Here is a 16,197-nt window from a genome sequence, read left to right as displayed (position 1 = left end):
GGCCTTCCTCACGATCGTTCGATCAGCGCGTGATCAGTTGAACCAACCGGTGCGCTGCATCTGCCACACCTGGTCGCTCCAGTAGCCCCACGTGTGGGTGCCCACCGACGAGAAGTCGTAGTGAGCGCTCACGCCGGCCTTGTCAGCGGCGGCCTTGAAGGCCTCCGACTGCGACTTGGCGAGGATCTCGAGCGGCACGCCCTGAACGATGTCGGCGGGCGACGGGTTCGGGGTGTACTTGCCGGGCTCACCGGTCGAGGCGGTGATCCACAGCTTGGTGCCCTTCAGGCGACCGACCTGGACGGTCGGATCGTTCTTCGCCCAGTTGGCGTCGAACGGGCCGCCCCACATGTCGAGGACGTTGTAGCCGCCCGCGTCCAGCATCGCGACGCCCACGGCGACCGGCATGCCGGGGGCCGAGGTGTTCAGGAAGCCCGACAGCGCAGCGGCGCGCTTGTAGACGCCCGGGTTGTTCGCGGCGTTGATGAGGGCGGCGCCGCCACCCATCGAGATGCCGACGAGCGACAGGTTGCTCGAGAAGCCGCGCGACTTGATGTAGGCCGGCAGGCTCGAGGCCAGGAAGTTGCCCCAGGTGGCCTTGTAGGTGCCGTTGCCGTGCTTCGAGGAGTTCGCCCAGTTCGTGTAGAAGCTGGCGGTACCGCCGACGGGCATGACGACGTTGACGCCCTTCTGCGACAGGAAGGCGACGTTGGAGTCACGCTCCCAGCCGGAGACGTCCTGCGTGGCGCGCAGACCGTCGAGCAGAACGACGGTCGGGGCCTTCGCCGGATCGGTCGTGGTGGAGGCCCACGAACGCACCGTGACGGCCGGCATGCCGGCTCCGTCGACCTTCTCGGACTTGAAGCCCTTGGGCGGGTTCTTCGCCGTCCCCGGACCCCAGGCACCGGCGACGCCGGCACCCAGACCGGCGAGGGCGGGCACCATGGCCGCGGTGAGAACCGCTGCACCCGCTCGCTTACCCCAGGCTGCTCGCATTGCTGACCTCTCCTTTTTCACGCGGAGTCTCCGCGCAGTAGCTGGTGGACCGGACGGATGGTCGATGAGACCAGCCTTGTCACAGTCGTCACTCTAACATCGTTCGTCACACATGTCACACGTTTCACATGCGTCACATGGGCGACACTCTCCCTGGATCTCATCGAAATCACAGGGTAAGGCGTTACAGACACTCCCGGTTTCCTCAGGAAAGTCGTCCAGCTCACAATACGACAAGCGACCCCGTTCGTCCGAACGAGGCCGCCTGTCGTGTGATCTGTTCGTGGAATCGCGAAGGATTACTTCGAGAACCAGCCGGTGCGCTGCATCTGCCACACCTGGTCCTGCCAGTAGCCCCACGTGTGGGTGCCGGCCGGCGGGAAGTCGTAGTGCACCTTGTTCAGGCCGGCGCGCTGCGCCGCACCCTGGAAGGAACGCGACTGCGAGAGCGCGAGCCACTCGAGCGGCACGCCCTGGATGACGTCGGCCGGGCCCGGGTTCGGGGTGTACTTGCCGAAGACGCCGTTGCCGGCCGAGATCCACAGCGGGATGTTCTTCAGGCGGTTCACCTGCACGGTCGGATCGTTCTTGGCCCAGCGCGAGTCGAACGGGCCGCCCCACATGTCGAGGCCGGCGTTGTAGCCGCCCGAATCGAGCGACGCGATGCCGACGGCGATCGGGACGCCCGGCGCCGAGATGTTGTTCAGGCCCGAGAGCGACGCGGCGCGCTTGTAGTAGCCGTTCGACTCGACGGTGTTGATGATCGCGGCGCTACCGGACATCGACAGGCCGACCAGCGAGACGTTGTCGCTGAAGCCGAGGCTGCGGATGTACTGGGGCAGGCTGTTCTTGAGGAACGACGCCCAGGTGTAGCGGTACGCCTGGCGGTTCGTCGACGACGGGCCCTGCCAGTCGGTGTACCAGCTCGAGGTGCCGCCGACGGGCGTCACGACGTTGATGCCCTTCTGCGACAGGAAGGCGACGTTGGAGTCGCGCTCCCAGCCGGAGACGTCCCAGGTGGCGCGCAGGCCGTCGAGCAGAACGACGGTCGGAGCCTTCTTGGGGTCGGTGGTGGTCGAGGCCCAGCTGCGGACCTTGACGTTCGGCATGCCGGCGCCGTTGACGAAGGCCTGCTTGAAGCCCTTCGGCGGGTTCTTGGCGCTGCCGGGGCCCCAAGCGTTCGCGGCGCCCGTGCCGGCGATCGTCAGGGCCGGAATGGCAGCCACGGTGACCGCGGCGGCGGTGGCCTTCTTGGCCCAGCCGTTACGCATACGCATACGAGACTCTCTTCCTCAGTGTTTCCGCCCGGTGGGCGCGTGCGAACCGCCTGCGCGGTGCCGGCGAGCCGGCCCCGTCAGTACCACAGGGAGGCCCCGTGACAGAGCAACGCGAGCGGTTCAGTGCTCGTCAGGCACTGTATGCGAGATCTCAGTTCCTGACAAACTCTTAGTCGGAGCGTCGCGTCACCCTGTTACAACTACCGGTGAAGATCGATGCGCTCGGGCAGGTCAGCGCAGTACATACGGTGTTTTTCGATCTCGATCACGCGGGGTTCCAACCCCTCGCACTCTCAGCTTCCGCCCAGACTCAGGCCGGATACGAGGGTGCCGGCGCACCGTCGGACCCCGTACCGTCAGGGCGTGTCGTTCTCCCTTCCCGACCTCTCCGAGTCCCCCGCCGAGCGCTACGCCGAGCTCGCGGACTACGCCCGCGCGCTCGTCGCCGGCGAGCCCGACCGGATCGCGAACGCCGCGAACCTGTCGGCCCTCGTCAAGGCGACGGTGCCCGACCTCAACTGGGTGGGCTTCTACTTCTACGACGGTGCCGAGCTCGTCGTCGGACCCTTCCAGGGCCTGCCGGCGTGCATCCGCATCCCGCTGGACCGGGGCGTCTGCGGCGCCGCCGCCCGCACGCGCGCGACGCAGCGGGTCGACGACGTGCACGCGGTCGCGGACCACATCGCCTGCGACGGCGCGACGAACTCCGAGCTCGTGGTGCCGCTGGTCCGCGACGGCGAGCTGATCGGCGTCTTCGACCTCGACAGCGAGCGGACGGCGCGGTTCACCGACGACGACCAGCGCGGCCTCGAAGCCGTCGCCGCGGTCTTCGTCGACTCGCTGACGTAGCCCGCTCGCCCGACCGCGGCGCCCCGTCGGGCTCTCCCTAGCGGGGCGTGCATTGCCTCCGCGTGCCGTGCACTCCCCACGTCCATGGACCTGGGGAGGAGGCCGCCCCGCTAGGGACGGCCACGAGCGCAGCGAGCGGGGGCTAGAAGCCGCGGCCGGGGTTGAGGAGGTTCTTCGGGTCCCAGACGGCCTTGATGCCGCGGTGCAGCTCGAGGACGTCCTCGGACAGCTCCTCCCCCACCCAGCGTGCCTTCAACACGCCTACGCCGTGCTCACCCGTGAGAGTGCCGCCGAGCGCGAGGGCGGCCTGGAAGACCTCGTCGGCGGCGTCCCAGATGGCCTGGGGCACCTCCCGCTGGTCCTTCGGGTAGATCAGCGTGGGGTGCAGGTTGCCGTCGCCGGCGTGCGCGCATGTGGGGATGTCGACGTCGTACTTCGCGGAGATGGCCTCGATGCGGGCGAACATCTCCGGCAGCTGCGAGCGGGGCACGCCCACGTCCTCGGAGAAGATGTTGCCGGCGTGCTCGTAGGCGTGGAAGGCGGCGCGGCGCACGGCGAGCAGTTCCGCCGCCTCGACGGGATCGTCGGAGACGACGGTGTAATGCGCTCCGGCGGCGTCGAACTCGCGGGCCAGGACCTCGGCGTCGGCGGGCGTCGAGCCCTGGCCGATGAGCATCGCCCGCGTCTCGTCCTCGAGTCCGAAGGGGCGCAGCGCCTCGACGCATTCGAGAGTGCGGCGGTCCATGAGCTCCATGAGCGCGGGCACCACGCCGGTGCCGACCACCGCGGCGACCGCGGCCGCCGCGCTCACCACGTCCGGGAAGGACGCGGCGACGGTCGTCGGCGGGATCACCGGCGCGGGACGGAGTTTGACGGTGACCTCGGTGACGATGCCGAGCGTGCCCTCGCTGCCGACCAACAGCTGGGTCAGGTCGTAGCCGGTGACACCCTTGACGGTGCGCCGCCCGGTCTTGATGATCCGGCCGTCGGGCAGCACGACGGTCAGCCCGAGCACGTACTCGCGCGTCACGCCGTACATGACGCAGCGCAGGCCTCCGGCGTTCGTCGCGACGTTGCCGCCGATGGAGCAGATCTCGAACGACGAGGGGTCCGGCGGGTACATCAACCCGTGCGCGCGGACCGCGCGGTCGAGGTCGGCGTTGATCACGCCCGCCTCGGCGATCGCGTACTGATCCGCGACGCTGATCTCCTTGACCGCGTTCATCTTCGCGAGCGAGATGATCACGCAGCCCTCGATGGCGCTGGCACCGCCGGCGAGGCCGCTGCCCGCGCCGCGCGGCACGATCACGACGTCGTTGGCGTAGCACCAGGCCGCGGCCGCGGCGACGTCCTCGGTGGTCTCCGCCAGCACCACCGCGAGCGGGACCGCGCCGTGCACCGGCGAGCAGTGGTCGACGGCGTAGGCGGCCATCACGTCCGGGTCGGTGAGCACCGACCCGGTGAGCTGCGGAAAGCCCTCCAGCGACGCCATTTACATCGGCATGAGGTAGGTGCGGCGCGGCACGCGCTGCAGCTCCTTGTCGCGCAGCTGCGCGATCGACTTGCGGATCAGCAGGCGGGTCTCCTTCGGCTCGATCACGCCGTCGATGTAGCCGCGCTCGGCCGCCAGCCACGGCGTCGCCATGAACTGGTTGTAGAAGTCGATGAAGGCCTGCCGGATCGCGGGGCCGTTCTCGCCGGCCTCCTCGATCTCGCGCCGCTTGATGATCGCGGCGGCGCCCTCGGCACCCATCACGGCCAGGCGCGCCGTCGGCCACGCGAAGACGAAGTCGGCACCCAGCTGCTTGGAGCCCATCACGGCCCACGCGCCGCCGTAGGACTTGCGCAGGATGATGGTGACCTTCGGGACGGCCGCCTCGACGTAGCTGAAGATGAACTTGCCCGACCGGCGGATGGTGCCGATCTTCTCCTCCTCGACGCCGGGCAGGATGCCGGGGACGTCCACGAGGAAGACGAGCGGGATGTTGAAGGAGTTGCACAGGCGCACGAACCGCGCCGCCTTCTCCGAGGCCTGCGTGTCGAGGGTGCCGGCCATGTGCATCGGCTGGTTCGCGACGACGCCGACGGACTGCCCGTCGACGCGGGCGAAGCCGGTCACGATGTTCGGCGCCCACAGCTCGGCGTACTCGAGGAAGTCGCCGTCGTCGAAGACGCGCAGGATCACGTCGTGGATGTCGTAACCGGCGGTGTCGGCGTCCGGCATGATCGACTCGAGCTCGAGGTCCGAGTCGGTGAGCTCGGGCTCCAGGCCCGGGTTGATCAGCGGCGGGCGCTGGTGCACCGAGTCCGGCATGAAGGACAGGTAGCGCTTGACCCAGTCGAAGGCCGCCTGCTCGTCGACCGCGATGTGGTGCAGGTTGCCCCACTGGGCCTGCTTGATCGCGCCGCCGAGGTCCTCCGCGGAGGTGGTCTCACCCGTGGTCGGGCGGATCACCTCGGGGCCGGTGACGAACATGTAGGTGTTGTCCTGCACGCCGACGAGCACGTCGGTGTTGGCGGGCGCGTAGACGGCGCCGCCGACGCAGGTGCCGAGGATCATCGAGATCTGCGGGACCTGGCCGCACAGGCCGTCCTGGTGCCGGCCGAGCTCGGCGTACCAGGCGATCGACGTGGCCGCGTCCTGGATCCGGGCGCCGCCCGAGTCGTTGATGCCGACCACCGGCAGGCCGGCGGAGGCCGCGAAGTCGTACAGCTTGACCATCTTCCGGCCGAACATCTCGCCGACGGTGCCCGCGCCCACGGTCTGGTCGTGGCTGAAGGCCGCGACCTTGCGGCCGTTGACCAGGCCGTAGCCGATGACGACGCCGTCCTTGATGCGGTCGTCGCCGGGCGACTTCGCGAGCTGGTCCAGCTCGACGAACGTGCCCTCGTCGAACAGCATGCGCATGCGGCCGCGCGCGCTGGGCAGGCCCTTCGCGTCGCGCCGCTCCCGCGCCCGCGGGCTGCCCGGGTCCTTCGCCTCTTCGAGGCGCCGGTACAGATCCTCGAGCTTGCCCGCGGTCGTGTTGAGGTCGACCTGGTCCGATACGTCCGTCACGTCTGTCACCCTATCCCCTGCCCGGAGCTCAGTTGGCGCCGTCGGCCCGGTTGAGCTCGTCCGTCATGTGCGTCGCGATCTTGCCGATGTACGGCTCGTCGATGAGCTGCAGGTGATCGCCGCCGATCTTGACGATCCGCAGATCCTCGACCACCGGCGCCCAGCCGCCGTCCGGCGCGATGTCCGCGAAGTTCGGCTCCAGCTCGACGGCGCCGTCGTGCATGCGGTCCGCGCGGTACAGCGTGACCGTGCCGCCGAACTTCCCGTAGTCGGCCGGGTTCACCTTGATCAGCATGCGGTTGTCCACGAAGGACGTGCGCTGGTGCTCGATCATCGACGTCGGGATCTTCTTGTCGGAGAGCTGCACCAGCTCCATGATGATCCGGAACTGGCCCTCGTCGTCGGCCGCGTTGAGGCGGTCCATGGGCAGCTCGATCTCGTTGCCGATGTCGTAGTTCTTGCGGGCGAACGTCTCCCAGCGCTCCAGGCGGGCCTTCTTCTCGGCGGGCTCGTCGGTGAGCGGCACCTTCGGCGCGACCACGTCGAGCAGGCCGATGTACTCGACCACCTGGCCCTCGTCCTCGAGCGCGCGCGCCAGCCCGTAGGCGAACGCACCGCCGAGGCTCCAGCCCGCGAGCCGGTACGGCCCCTCCGGCTGGATCTCCTTGAGCTTCGGCAGGTACTCGGCCACCCGCTCCTCGATCTCGCCCTCGACGCGCTCGAAGCCGTAGATCGGCAGGTCCTCCGGCAGCTTGCGCAGCAGGGCCTCGTAGGCGGTGGTGTTGCCGCCCGCGGGGTGGAAGAGGAACAGCGGCTTGCGGTCCGAGCCCTCCGGCTTGCGCAGCGTGCGGACGAAGCCGTCCACCGGGGTCGCCTCGTTCATGACGGCGCCCACGTAGGTCGCCATCTCCTCGATGTTCTTCGAGTCGATGACGTCCTCGATGTCGATCTCGCCGCCGGCGCGCTCCGACAGGCGGGCGGTCAGCTTCTCCGCCACGTCCTCGGAGAGCACGTCGAGCTCGGTGAAGACGCCACCGGGCGACTTGCCCACCACGATCGCGTAGGTCGCGAAGGTCAGGCGCTCCGCCGCGTCGCGCGGGGGCACGCCGTCGCCCACGGCCGCCGCGACGGCCGCGCCGTCGAGCAGGTCGGGGGTCGCGGTCTTCTCGTCCGACGGTGCCGCGGGCGCGGCCTCGGCCGGGGCGGGCTCGGCGGGTGCGGCAGCGGCCGGCGCCTCGGAAGCGGGCGCGGGGGCCTCGGCCTTCGCGGCGGCCTCCGCCTTGGCGGCCTTCATCATCTCGGCCAGCTGGCCGGCGTCGGCGAGTTCGCCGGTGCCGGACTGGTGCTCGGCGAGCGCGTCCACCTGGTCGCGGTGTTCGACCGCGTACTCGACGAACTGCACCACGTCGTTGAAGGAGGCGTCGCGCACCGCCTGGATCTGGATCGGCGGGATGTCGAACTCGTACTCGGTGCGGTTCTTGATGCGCATCGCGATGAGCGAGTCCATGCCGAGGTCGATGAGCGGGATCTCCTTGGGCAGGTCCTCGATCTCGAAGCCCATGATCTCCGAGATGATCAGGCCCAGGCGGTGTTCCACCGACTCGCCCGTGTCGGGCGACCAGCGCTCGCCGCTGCCCTCGGGCGCGGGTGCCTCGGTCTCGTCGGAGACGGTGATCTCGGGCTCGGACTCGTCGAGCTCGTCCATCTCCTCCACCGCGGGCGCGGCCCGGGTGATGAGCGGGGCCGCGGCGGTGCCGGAGGCCTCGCCGCCCACGACGACGGCGTCGAGCAGCAGACGGAAGCCCTTACCGGTGTTCTCGTGCACCTGGATCGACGCGCCGCCGGGGTGCGGGGTCAGCGTCGTGGTGAGGGTCAGCCCGTCGCGCACCTCGCCGTGCTCCACGGCCGCGGTGACCGCGGCACCGTCGAGCACCTGGACGGCGGCGTTCTTCGCCAGGTCGACCAGCGGGATCTTCGTCCCGTCGCCCAGGGTGAGCGCGCCGGCGTCGAGCTGCCAGACGTGCCGGCCGTCGGGCAGGGCGACGTGGCCGCCGGGGACCATGCCCGAGCCGCCGTCGGGCAGCTTGGTCTGGATCCAGATGTGCTTGCGCTGGAACTTCGTTCGCGGCACCGGCGCGTAGCGGCCGGGGCCGAACAGCGAGGCGACGTCTACGTGGTGGCCGCGCGCGAAGACGGTGGCGAGGGCGGTCATGATGGTGCCCTGCTCGTCCTCCTTGCGCTTGAGGGTCTGCACCAGCGCGGCGTCCTGGATGCCCGAGCCGAAGGTCACCGCGGCGACCGAGATCAGCGTGATCGGGTTCGGCGAGAACTCGATGAAGGTGCGGTAGCCCGCCTCGACGGCCTTCTCCACGGCCTGGGTGAACCAGACGCTGTGGCGCAGGCCCTTGATCCAGTAGTCCACGTCGTGCACCGGCGCGTGACCGGCCTTGTAGAACTCGTCCTTGTTCACGGTCGAGTACATCGGGTACTGCAGCGCGTGCGGCTCGATGCCCATGAGCTCGGCCTGCAGCTCGCCGAGCAGCGGATCCATCTGCGAGGTGTGGGAAGCGCCGCGGGTCACGAGCTTGCGCGCCATGAGGCCCTTGGCCTCGGTCTCGGCGACGATCTTGTCGATGACCTTGCCGGGGCCGCCGAGCACGGTGTGGGTGGGGGCCGCGTAGACGCAGATCTCCAGGCCCTCGTACTCGCCGAGCACGGTCTCGATGTCGGCGGCGCTGTACTCGACGAGCGCCATGAAGCGCTCCATCTCCTCCGGCAGCATCTCCTCGCCCTCGCCCATGAGGCGCGAGCGGTTGCAGATGACGCGCACGGCGTCCTCCAGCGAGAGACCGCCGGTGACCCAGGCTGCAGTGGCCTCACCCATCGAATGCGGCAGCACCACACCGGGTTCGATGCCGTGATGGCGGAACAGCCCCACGAGCGCGACCTGGATGGCGAAGATGCCCACCTGGCCGGTCTCGATGTGGAAGGTCTGCTCGTCGTCGGTGATCATGTCGGCGTAGTCGTTGCCCGACTCGTCGATGATGAGCTCGTTGACCTCGTCGAAGTAGTGCTTGAAGATCGGGTTCTCGAGGTAGAGCTGCTTGGCCATCTTGCGGTGGTGGCTGCCGAAGCCGGAGAAGATGAACGCCGGGCCGGCCGCGTCGGGCTGGTTGGCGGAGATGACGTTCGGCGCGTTCTTGCCCTCGGCGATCGCGCGGAAGCCCTTGATCGCCTCGTCGAGGTCCTTCGCCATCACGACGGCGCGGACGCGGCCGTGGTTGCGGCTCGCGAGCGTGCGGCCGATCTCGGCGAGCGTGTACTCCTTCGCCTCGTCGGACTCGAGCCACTCGAGCAGCTCGGCGGCGGCGGCCCGTCGGCGCGAGGGGACGTAGGCCGTGAGCACGAGCGGGACCGCGGCACCGTCGGAGGTGGCGGCGTAGAACGCGGGCACGGCGTTCGCCGGGGCCTCGTCGGACTCGACGGCGCCGTCGACGACCTCGGGCGCGACGTACTCCTTGATCACGACGTGGGCGTTGGTGCCGCCGAAGCCGTTGCCGGTGACGCCGGCGAGCCGGTTGCCGGAGTACTTGGGCCACTCCGTGTTCCGCGCCGCCATGAGGAGGCGGTTGGCCTCGAACTGGATGTACGGGTTGGGGCCGGCGAAGTTGAGCGAGGCGGGGATCTGCCCGTTGCGCATGCCGAGCAGCACCTTGGCGACGCCCGCGATGCCCGCGGCCGCCTCCAGGTGGCCGAAGTTGGTCTTCGCCGAGCCCAGGAGCAGCGGCTTCTCGGCCTCGCGGCCGCGGCCCAGGACGCGGCCGATGGCGTCCGCCTCGAGCGGGTCGCCCAGGATGGTGCCGGTGCCGTGCGCCTCGAGGTAGTCGACGGTGCGCGGGTCGATGCCGGCGTCGATGTAGGCGTCGCGCAGGTTGATGACCTGCGCCTCGGGGTTCGGCGCGAAGATGCCGTTCGACTTGCCGTCGGAGGTGACCGCGGAACCCGCGATGACGCCGAGGATGTCGTCGCCGTCGCGCTCGGCGTCGGCGAGGCGCTTGAGGAGAACGACGCCGCCGCCCTCGGCGCGGATCATGCCGTTGGCGTCGGAGCTGAAGGCCTTGATCTTGCCGTCGGGCGCCTGCGCGCCGAGGCTGTCGAAGCCCAGCGTCGCGGCGGGCACGATGAGCATGTTCACGCCGCCGGCGACCGCCATGTCGGTCTCGCCGTCGCGCAGGCTCCGGACGGCCTGGTGGATCGCGACCAGCGACGAGGAGCACGCCGTGTCGACGGTCACCGACGGGCCGTGGAAGTCGTAGAAGTAGGAGACGCGGTTCGCGACGATCGACGTCGACGTGCCGGTCAGCGCGTACGGGTTGGCCTTCGTCGGATCCGCGACGGCCAGCATCTGGTAGTCGTTCGCCGAGCTGCCCATCCACACGCCCGTGCGGGTGCCCTTGACGGAGCTGGGCGGGATGTTGGCCTGCTCCAGCGCCTCCCAGGTCAGCTCGAGCGCGAGCCGCTGCTGCGGGTCGACCATCTCGACCTCGCGCGGCGTCATCTGGAAGAACTCGGCGTCGAAGGAGGCCACGTCGTCGAGGTAGCCGCCGAAGGTGTTGGCCTCGTCGAGCACGGCCTTCAGGCGCGGGTCCTGCTTGAACTCGAGCCAGCGGTCCTCGGGCAGGTCCGTGGTGGCGTCGCCGTTCCCGATGAGGAACTCCCACGTCGACTCCGGCGTCTCGCCGGCCTTGGGGAAGCGGGTCGCGAGGCCGACGACGGCCACGTCGTGCGTGCCGCGGTTCGCCTCGAACTCCTCGCCGCGGTCGTACCGCGCCGCCTCGGCCGCGAGGTCGTCGTCGGAGACCACCGGGTCACCGTCGATGATGCGCTGGCTGAGCAGCGCGATCGTCGGGTGCTGGAAGGCGACGGTGGCCGTCAGCTGCACGCCGGTGAAGTCCTCGATGTCGGACGCCATCGAGACGGCGTCGCGCGAGCCCAGGCCGAACTCGTCGAGCGACTTGTCGTCCGTGATGTTCTCGACAGGCTGCTTGGTCGCATCGGCGATCCACTGCCGCATCCACGCGCGCAGTTCCTCGAGGCTCAGATCCTCGCGGGCCTTGCCGGTCGGGCCTTCATGGGGGGTGTACTCGTTCTCAGCCATGTTGTGTCTACCCTTCGCGTCGAGACCGTGGGTTACCCAGTCGCGGGAGATGAAGTTGTGAGTGCGAGCGCCGGTGGGCGCTACTGGACGTCGTTCGCCTCGGCGTCGGGGAACGCCGTCTGGGTGTAGCCGCCGCGGAGCGTGCCGTCGATGTAGGCGGCGCGGCCCGCGCGCCGGGCGATCTTGCCCGAGCTGGTGCGGGGCAGCGAGCCACCGGGGACGAGCAGGATGTCGCGCGCCAGCACGCCGTGCGCGGCGCCCACGGCCGAACGGATGCCGTCCGCCAGGGCCTGCTGGTCCTGCTTGGCGCCACCGGCACCGAGCTCGGCCACGATGACCAGCTGCTCGCTCTGATCGTTCGGGTCGAAGGTGAGGCCCGAGGTGTTGCTCTCGAAGACCGCCGCCGGCAGCTCGTTGGCCGGCACCGAGAACGCCGCGACGTAGCCGGTGCGGATGTACTTGGTGTCGGACTCCTGGGCCGTGAACTCCAGGTCCTGCGGGTAGTGGTTGCGGCCGTCGACGATCACGAGGTCCTTGACGCGACCGGTGATGTACAGCTCGCCGCCGTGGTAGACGCCGAAGTCGCCCGTGCGCATCCACTTGGCCTTCTCGAGGTTCTTCACGCCCGCGGAGTGGCTGCCGTCGGAGAGCGGGGTCAGGTAGTTCTGGAAGGTCTCGCGGGACTCCTCGTCGCGCTCCCAGTAGCCCGAGCCGATGTTCATGCCGTGGAGCCAGATCTCGCCCACGGAATCGTCGGGCACCTCCTTGCCGGTCTCGGGGTCGACGATGCAGGCCCACTGGCTCAGCGCGATGTCGCCGCAGGAGACCTGCGGGACGGCGCCCTCGGCACCCTCCTCGGAGACGACGAAGGTGCCGGCGGCCAGCTGGTCGCGGTCGACGTAGACCACGCGCGCCTCGTTCTCGACGGGGGTCGAGCTGACGAACAGCGTCGCCTCGGCCATGCCGAAGCAGGGCTTGATCGCCTTCGGCGAGAGGCCGTAGGGGGCGAAGGCCTCGTTGAACTTCTTCATCGACGAGACGGTGACGGGCTCGGAGCCGTTGATCAGGCCCTTGACGTTCGACAGGTCGAGGGTCTCGCCCTCCTTGGGCAGGCCGCGGGCGGCGGCGTGCTCGTAGGCGAAGTTCGGGGCGGCGGCGAAGGTCTCCGCGCCGTCCTCGACGGCGGCCAGCTCGTTGATCCAGCGGCCGGGGCGGCGGACGAACGCCGACGGGCTCATGATGGTGATGAACTTGCCGCCGAGCGCGGGCAGGATCACGGTGAGCAGGCCCATGTCGTGGAACATCGGCAGCCAGGTGACGCCGCGGGAGTTCTCGTTGAGGTCCAGCGCGTGGATCATCTGGATCACGTTCGTGCCGACGGCCTCGTACGTGATCTGCACGCCGGCCGGGTTCCGCGTGGAGCCCGAGGTGTACTGCAGGTACGCGATGGTGTCGCGGTAGATCGGGAAGGGCTTGAGCGTCGAGCCCACCGAGTCCGGGATGGCGTCGACGGCGATGATCCGCGGCCGCTCCTTGGCGGGCAGGTGGCGGAAGAAGTTGCGGCACGCCTCGGCGGAGCCCGAGGAGGTCAGGATCGCCGTCGGCTTGCAGTCCTCGAGGACGATGCGCAGGCGGTCCGTGTGGCCGGGCTCGTCCGGGCTGAACAGCGGCACCGCGATGTTGCCGGCGTACAGGGCGCCGAAGAACGCCGTCACGTAGTCGAGGCCCTGCGGGGCCAGGATCGCGACGCGGTCCTCGCGCTTGGTGATGTGCTGCAGGCGGGCGCCGATGGCGCGCAGCCGGGCGCCGAACTGCGACCAGGTCAGCTCGTGGACGACGCCGTCGCGCTCGCGGCTGTAGTCGATGAAACGGTAGGCGAGGGTGTCGGCACGTTCCCGTGCGTTGCGCTCGACGAAGTCGACCAGCGTGGTTCCGGGGCGGAAGAAGATGTTGCCGTCTTCGTCCAGAAACTGGTCAAACTCGTTGTTCATGCATTGCTCCTCGTCACCGACGCCGGGCGGCTGACGGTCATACAGTGGTACATCGCGTGGCGGCGACGGCCCGTTGCGGGCCTGTGCGCCACCTCATAGTGCTTGATATCCGCAACATGTTTCACCCGTTCGGGGCGTAACCACGCTGTGAAAATCCGCAAACCCGACTATCGTACCGCGCGGTAACGGCGGGGACGAAAACCGAGAGGTTGGGCAGTGGACTCGATCACTCGCCCTTGAGCTGCTCCAGGACGGGCGCGAAGGCCTCCATCTGGGTGGGGATCACGCCGACGTAGGACATGCCCGTCGCGGCGCGGGTGGCGCGCACCTGGTCGGCGATCTCGTCGAAGGTGCCGATCGCGAGGTAGGGCGAGCCCAGGACGTCGTCGATCGTCACCTCCTTGTCGATCTCGATGCTGGCCGAGAGGCCGCGCTCGATGGCCTTGAGCGCGAAGTCGGCGACCTGCTCGCGGTCGTCGGTGATCACGATGGTGGCGATGGACCAGGAGAGCTCGATGTCCGCGAAGCGCTCGCCCGCGGCGGCCTTCACGATCTCGACCTTGTTCTTCACGGCGTCCATCGACATGTCCGAGATCCGGAGCTTGCCCTCGGCCGAGCTGCGCGGGTTGATCGAGACGACGTCGGCGCGCCGGGCCGCCAGCTCCAGCGTGCGGCGGGCGCCGGCGCCGATGGCGATCGGCGGGCGCGGGCCCTGCCGCGGCCGCGGGTAGCCCTTGAGCTCCTTGACCCGGAAGACCTCGCCCTCGAACTCCGCCTCCTGGCCGCGGAGCAGCGCGTCGAGCACCATCAGGCCCTCGTCCAGGCGCTGGAACCGGCGGTCGGGCGACTCGAACTCGATGCCCGACTGGTCGAAGTCCTCCTTGAAGGCGCCGAGGCCCAGGCCCACCTCGAGGCGGCCCTTGGACAGCACGTCGATGGTGGTGAGCTCCTTGGCCAGCACCGCCGGATGCCGGAAGGGCATCGCCAGCATCGAGGTCGCCAGGCGGATCTTGTCGGTGGACACGGCCAGCGCACCCAGCGCGGCCAGCGGTCCCACCTGCGCGTCCAGCCGATCCGGGATCGCGAAGGTGTCGAACCCGAGCTCCTCGGCCTCCTGCGCGAGCTTGACGAACTTGCGCGCGCCGCCCTCGTCGGCGTTGCCGGCGCCGCCGGCCGCGAACCGGAACTTGCGGGGCTCAGTGGTCACGTGTGGGTACTCCTGGTCGACTGGGGTGCGGTCGTGAAACGTTGCGGACAGCCTAACGGTTGCCCGACGGTGCCTCGGCCGCCCTGTGATTCCCGGTGCCGGTGACCTGCACACGACCGGGCCGCGTGGGGACTTCGCCGCTCGCTTAAACGTCACTCGCTCGCCCAGCGGCTCGCTCCCTCCGATGCGCTCGACGGCGTAGTCCCCACCCGTCCCTCGTTCGGTTCCCACGTGCCGGACTCAGCACCCACCGTCCCCCACGCGGCGTCGACGGGGCGTGGGGGACGACGCCTCCCCCATCGGGCGCCGGTCGCCTCGTGAGGGGACCAGATGTCCCCAACGCGGCGTCGACGTCCCCCGCGCGGCGTTCGGTCCCCCATGAGACGGCGTTCCTCCGGTGGGGGACCGGCCGTCCCCCGCGCCGCACCGAATCCCCCGCGGAACGCCGCGACCGGCGACAATGAGCGGGCGGGGCTGGAGAGGCCGGCACCGTCGGAAGAGGTGACGCGATGCGACGACGGAACTTCCTGCTCGCGGCGGCAGCGGCCGTGCTGGCGGCGTGCGGCGCACCGTCGAACACGCCGGCGGAGAGATCGCCCGTGGACCGGGGCGGGCGACGGTGGCGCATGCCCGACGAGGGCGATCGGCACGAGCGCACGTGGATGGCGCTGGCCGCGCGCGACGACGTGTGGGGCGAGAAACTGCTGCCCGACGTGCAGCGGACGCTCATGCTCATCGCGACGACGATCGGCCGGTTCGAGCCCGTCTCGATGCTCGTCCGCCCCGATCAGCTGGACGCCGCCCGCGGTCTGCTCGGCACGGCGCCGGGCGTGACGCTGGTGCCGGCCGAGCTCGACGACCTGTGGATCCGCGACACCGGCCCGACGTTCGTCACCGGCGACACGGGCCTCGCGGGCGTCGACTTCAACTTCAACGGGTGGGGCAACAAGCAGACCCACGACGCCGACGCGAAGGTCGCCGGCTTCGTCACGACGCAGGCGAAGGCCGAGGCGGTGCGGACCGACCTGGTGATCGAGGGCGGGGCGCTGGAGGTCGACGGCGAGGGCACCGCGATCATCACCGAGAGCTGCGTGCTCAACGACAATCGGAACCCCGGTTGGACGAAGCAGCAGGTCGAGACGGAACTGAGCGAGCTGCTGGGGATCGAGAAGGTGATCTGGCTGCCCGGCATCAAGGGCAAGGACATCACCGACGGGCACACGGACTTCTACGCGCGGTTCGCCTCGCCCGGGGTGGTGGTGGCCGCGCAGGACGACGATCCCGACTCCTTCGACCACGAGGTGACGAAGCGCCACCTGGAGATCCTCCGCGGAGCGACCGACGCGAAGGGACGGAAGCTGCAGGTGGAGGCGCTGCGCGCGCCCTCGACCGTCCGCGAGCGGTACGCACAGGACGACGACTTCGCCGCCGGGTACATCAACTTCTACCTGTGCAACGGCGCGGTGATCTGCCCGCAGTTCGGCGACGCCGAGACCGACGGCGAGGCGCGCGCGACGCTGCAGCGGCTGTTCCCCGGCCGCGAGGTGGTGCAGCTCGACATCGATCCGGTCGCCGCGGGCGGCGGCGGTATCCACTGCGCCACCCAACAGCAGCCGGCTCGCCCCTGACGTGTACCGCTGACCACCGCACAGGTGGTCAGC

9 protein-coding genes are annotated in these 16,197 nt (G+C 69.7%); 2 read left to right on the top strand and 7 right to left on the bottom strand.

What is annotated here, in order from left to right:
- Positions 1-33: 33 nt before the first annotated feature.
- Together ACLQ3K_RS04740 and ACLQ3K_RS04735 are read right to left on the bottom strand one after the other, a co-directional pair.
- A complete protein-coding gene (locus ACLQ3K_RS04740) occupies positions 34-996 on the bottom strand; it encodes an alpha/beta hydrolase (RefSeq protein WP_425997421.1) in 963 nt (320 codons plus the stop codon).
- Between the two features lie 299 nt (positions 997-1,295).
- Positions 1,296-2,273: an alpha/beta hydrolase family protein gene (locus tag ACLQ3K_RS04735; protein ID WP_336669621.1), complete on the bottom strand. Its 978-nt coding sequence runs from the start codon at positions 2,271-2,273 to the stop codon at positions 1,296-1,298.
- A gap of 363 nt (positions 2,274-2,636) precedes the next feature.
- Here ACLQ3K_RS04735 and ACLQ3K_RS04730 point away from each other — a divergent pair, with 363 nt between their 5' ends.
- A complete protein-coding gene (locus ACLQ3K_RS04730; RefSeq protein WP_425997419.1) occupies positions 2,637-3,122 on the top strand; it encodes a GAF domain-containing protein in 486 nt (161 codons plus the stop codon).
- A gap of 142 nt (positions 3,123-3,264) precedes the next feature.
- Here the strand turns inward: ACLQ3K_RS04730 and ACLQ3K_RS04725 are convergent, their stop codons facing one another.
- From ACLQ3K_RS04725 to ACLQ3K_RS04705, 5 genes are all read right to left on the bottom strand, one after another.
- Positions 3,265-4,614 carry an FAD-binding oxidoreductase gene (locus ACLQ3K_RS04725; RefSeq protein WP_425997417.1) on the bottom strand — a complete coding sequence of 450 codons (1,350 nt, stop codon included), beginning with the start codon at positions 4,612-4,614 and terminating at the stop codon, positions 3,265-3,267.
- Positions 4,615-6,189, bottom strand: coding sequence for an acyl-CoA carboxylase subunit beta (locus ACLQ3K_RS04720; RefSeq protein WP_425997415.1), 1,575 nt, complete (start codon positions 6,187-6,189; stop codon positions 4,615-4,617).
- A 19-nt stretch (positions 6,190-6,208) separates the two neighbouring features.
- Positions 6,209-11,338 (bottom strand): polyketide synthase Pks13, encoded by a 5,130-nt coding sequence (gene pks13 / locus ACLQ3K_RS04715; RefSeq protein ID WP_425997413.1) that lies wholly within the window; start codon positions 11,336-11,338, stop codon positions 6,209-6,211.
- Positions 11,339-11,418: 80 nt separating this feature from the next.
- The gene (gene fadD32 / locus ACLQ3K_RS04710) at positions 11,419-13,329 is read right to left on the bottom strand and encodes a long-chain-fatty-acid--AMP ligase FadD32 (RefSeq protein ID WP_425997411.1); all 1,911 of its coding nucleotides are present in this window, start codon (positions 13,327-13,329) and stop codon (positions 11,419-11,421) included.
- Between the two features lie 226 nt (positions 13,330-13,555).
- Positions 13,556-14,536, bottom strand: a complete 981-nt coding sequence (locus ACLQ3K_RS04705; RefSeq protein ID WP_425997409.1) for a TIGR03621 family F420-dependent LLM class oxidoreductase — start codon at positions 14,534-14,536, stop codon at positions 13,556-13,558.
- A gap of 509 nt (positions 14,537-15,045) precedes the next feature.
- On the opposite strand from ACLQ3K_RS04705, the gene ACLQ3K_RS04700 reads away from it, so the two are divergent.
- On the top strand, positions 15,046-16,164 hold the full coding sequence (locus ACLQ3K_RS04700) for an agmatine deiminase family protein (RefSeq protein WP_425997407.1): 1,119 nt from the start codon (positions 15,046-15,048) through the stop codon (positions 16,162-16,164).
- The last annotated feature ends 33 nt before the right edge of the window (positions 16,165-16,197 follow it).

This window comes from Tsukamurella sp. DT100 (assembly GCF_049844855.1).
Taxonomy (GTDB): Bacteria; Actinomycetota; Actinomycetes; order Mycobacteriales; family Mycobacteriaceae; genus Tsukamurella.
This window is presented reverse-complemented; position numbering and strand designations above follow the sequence as displayed.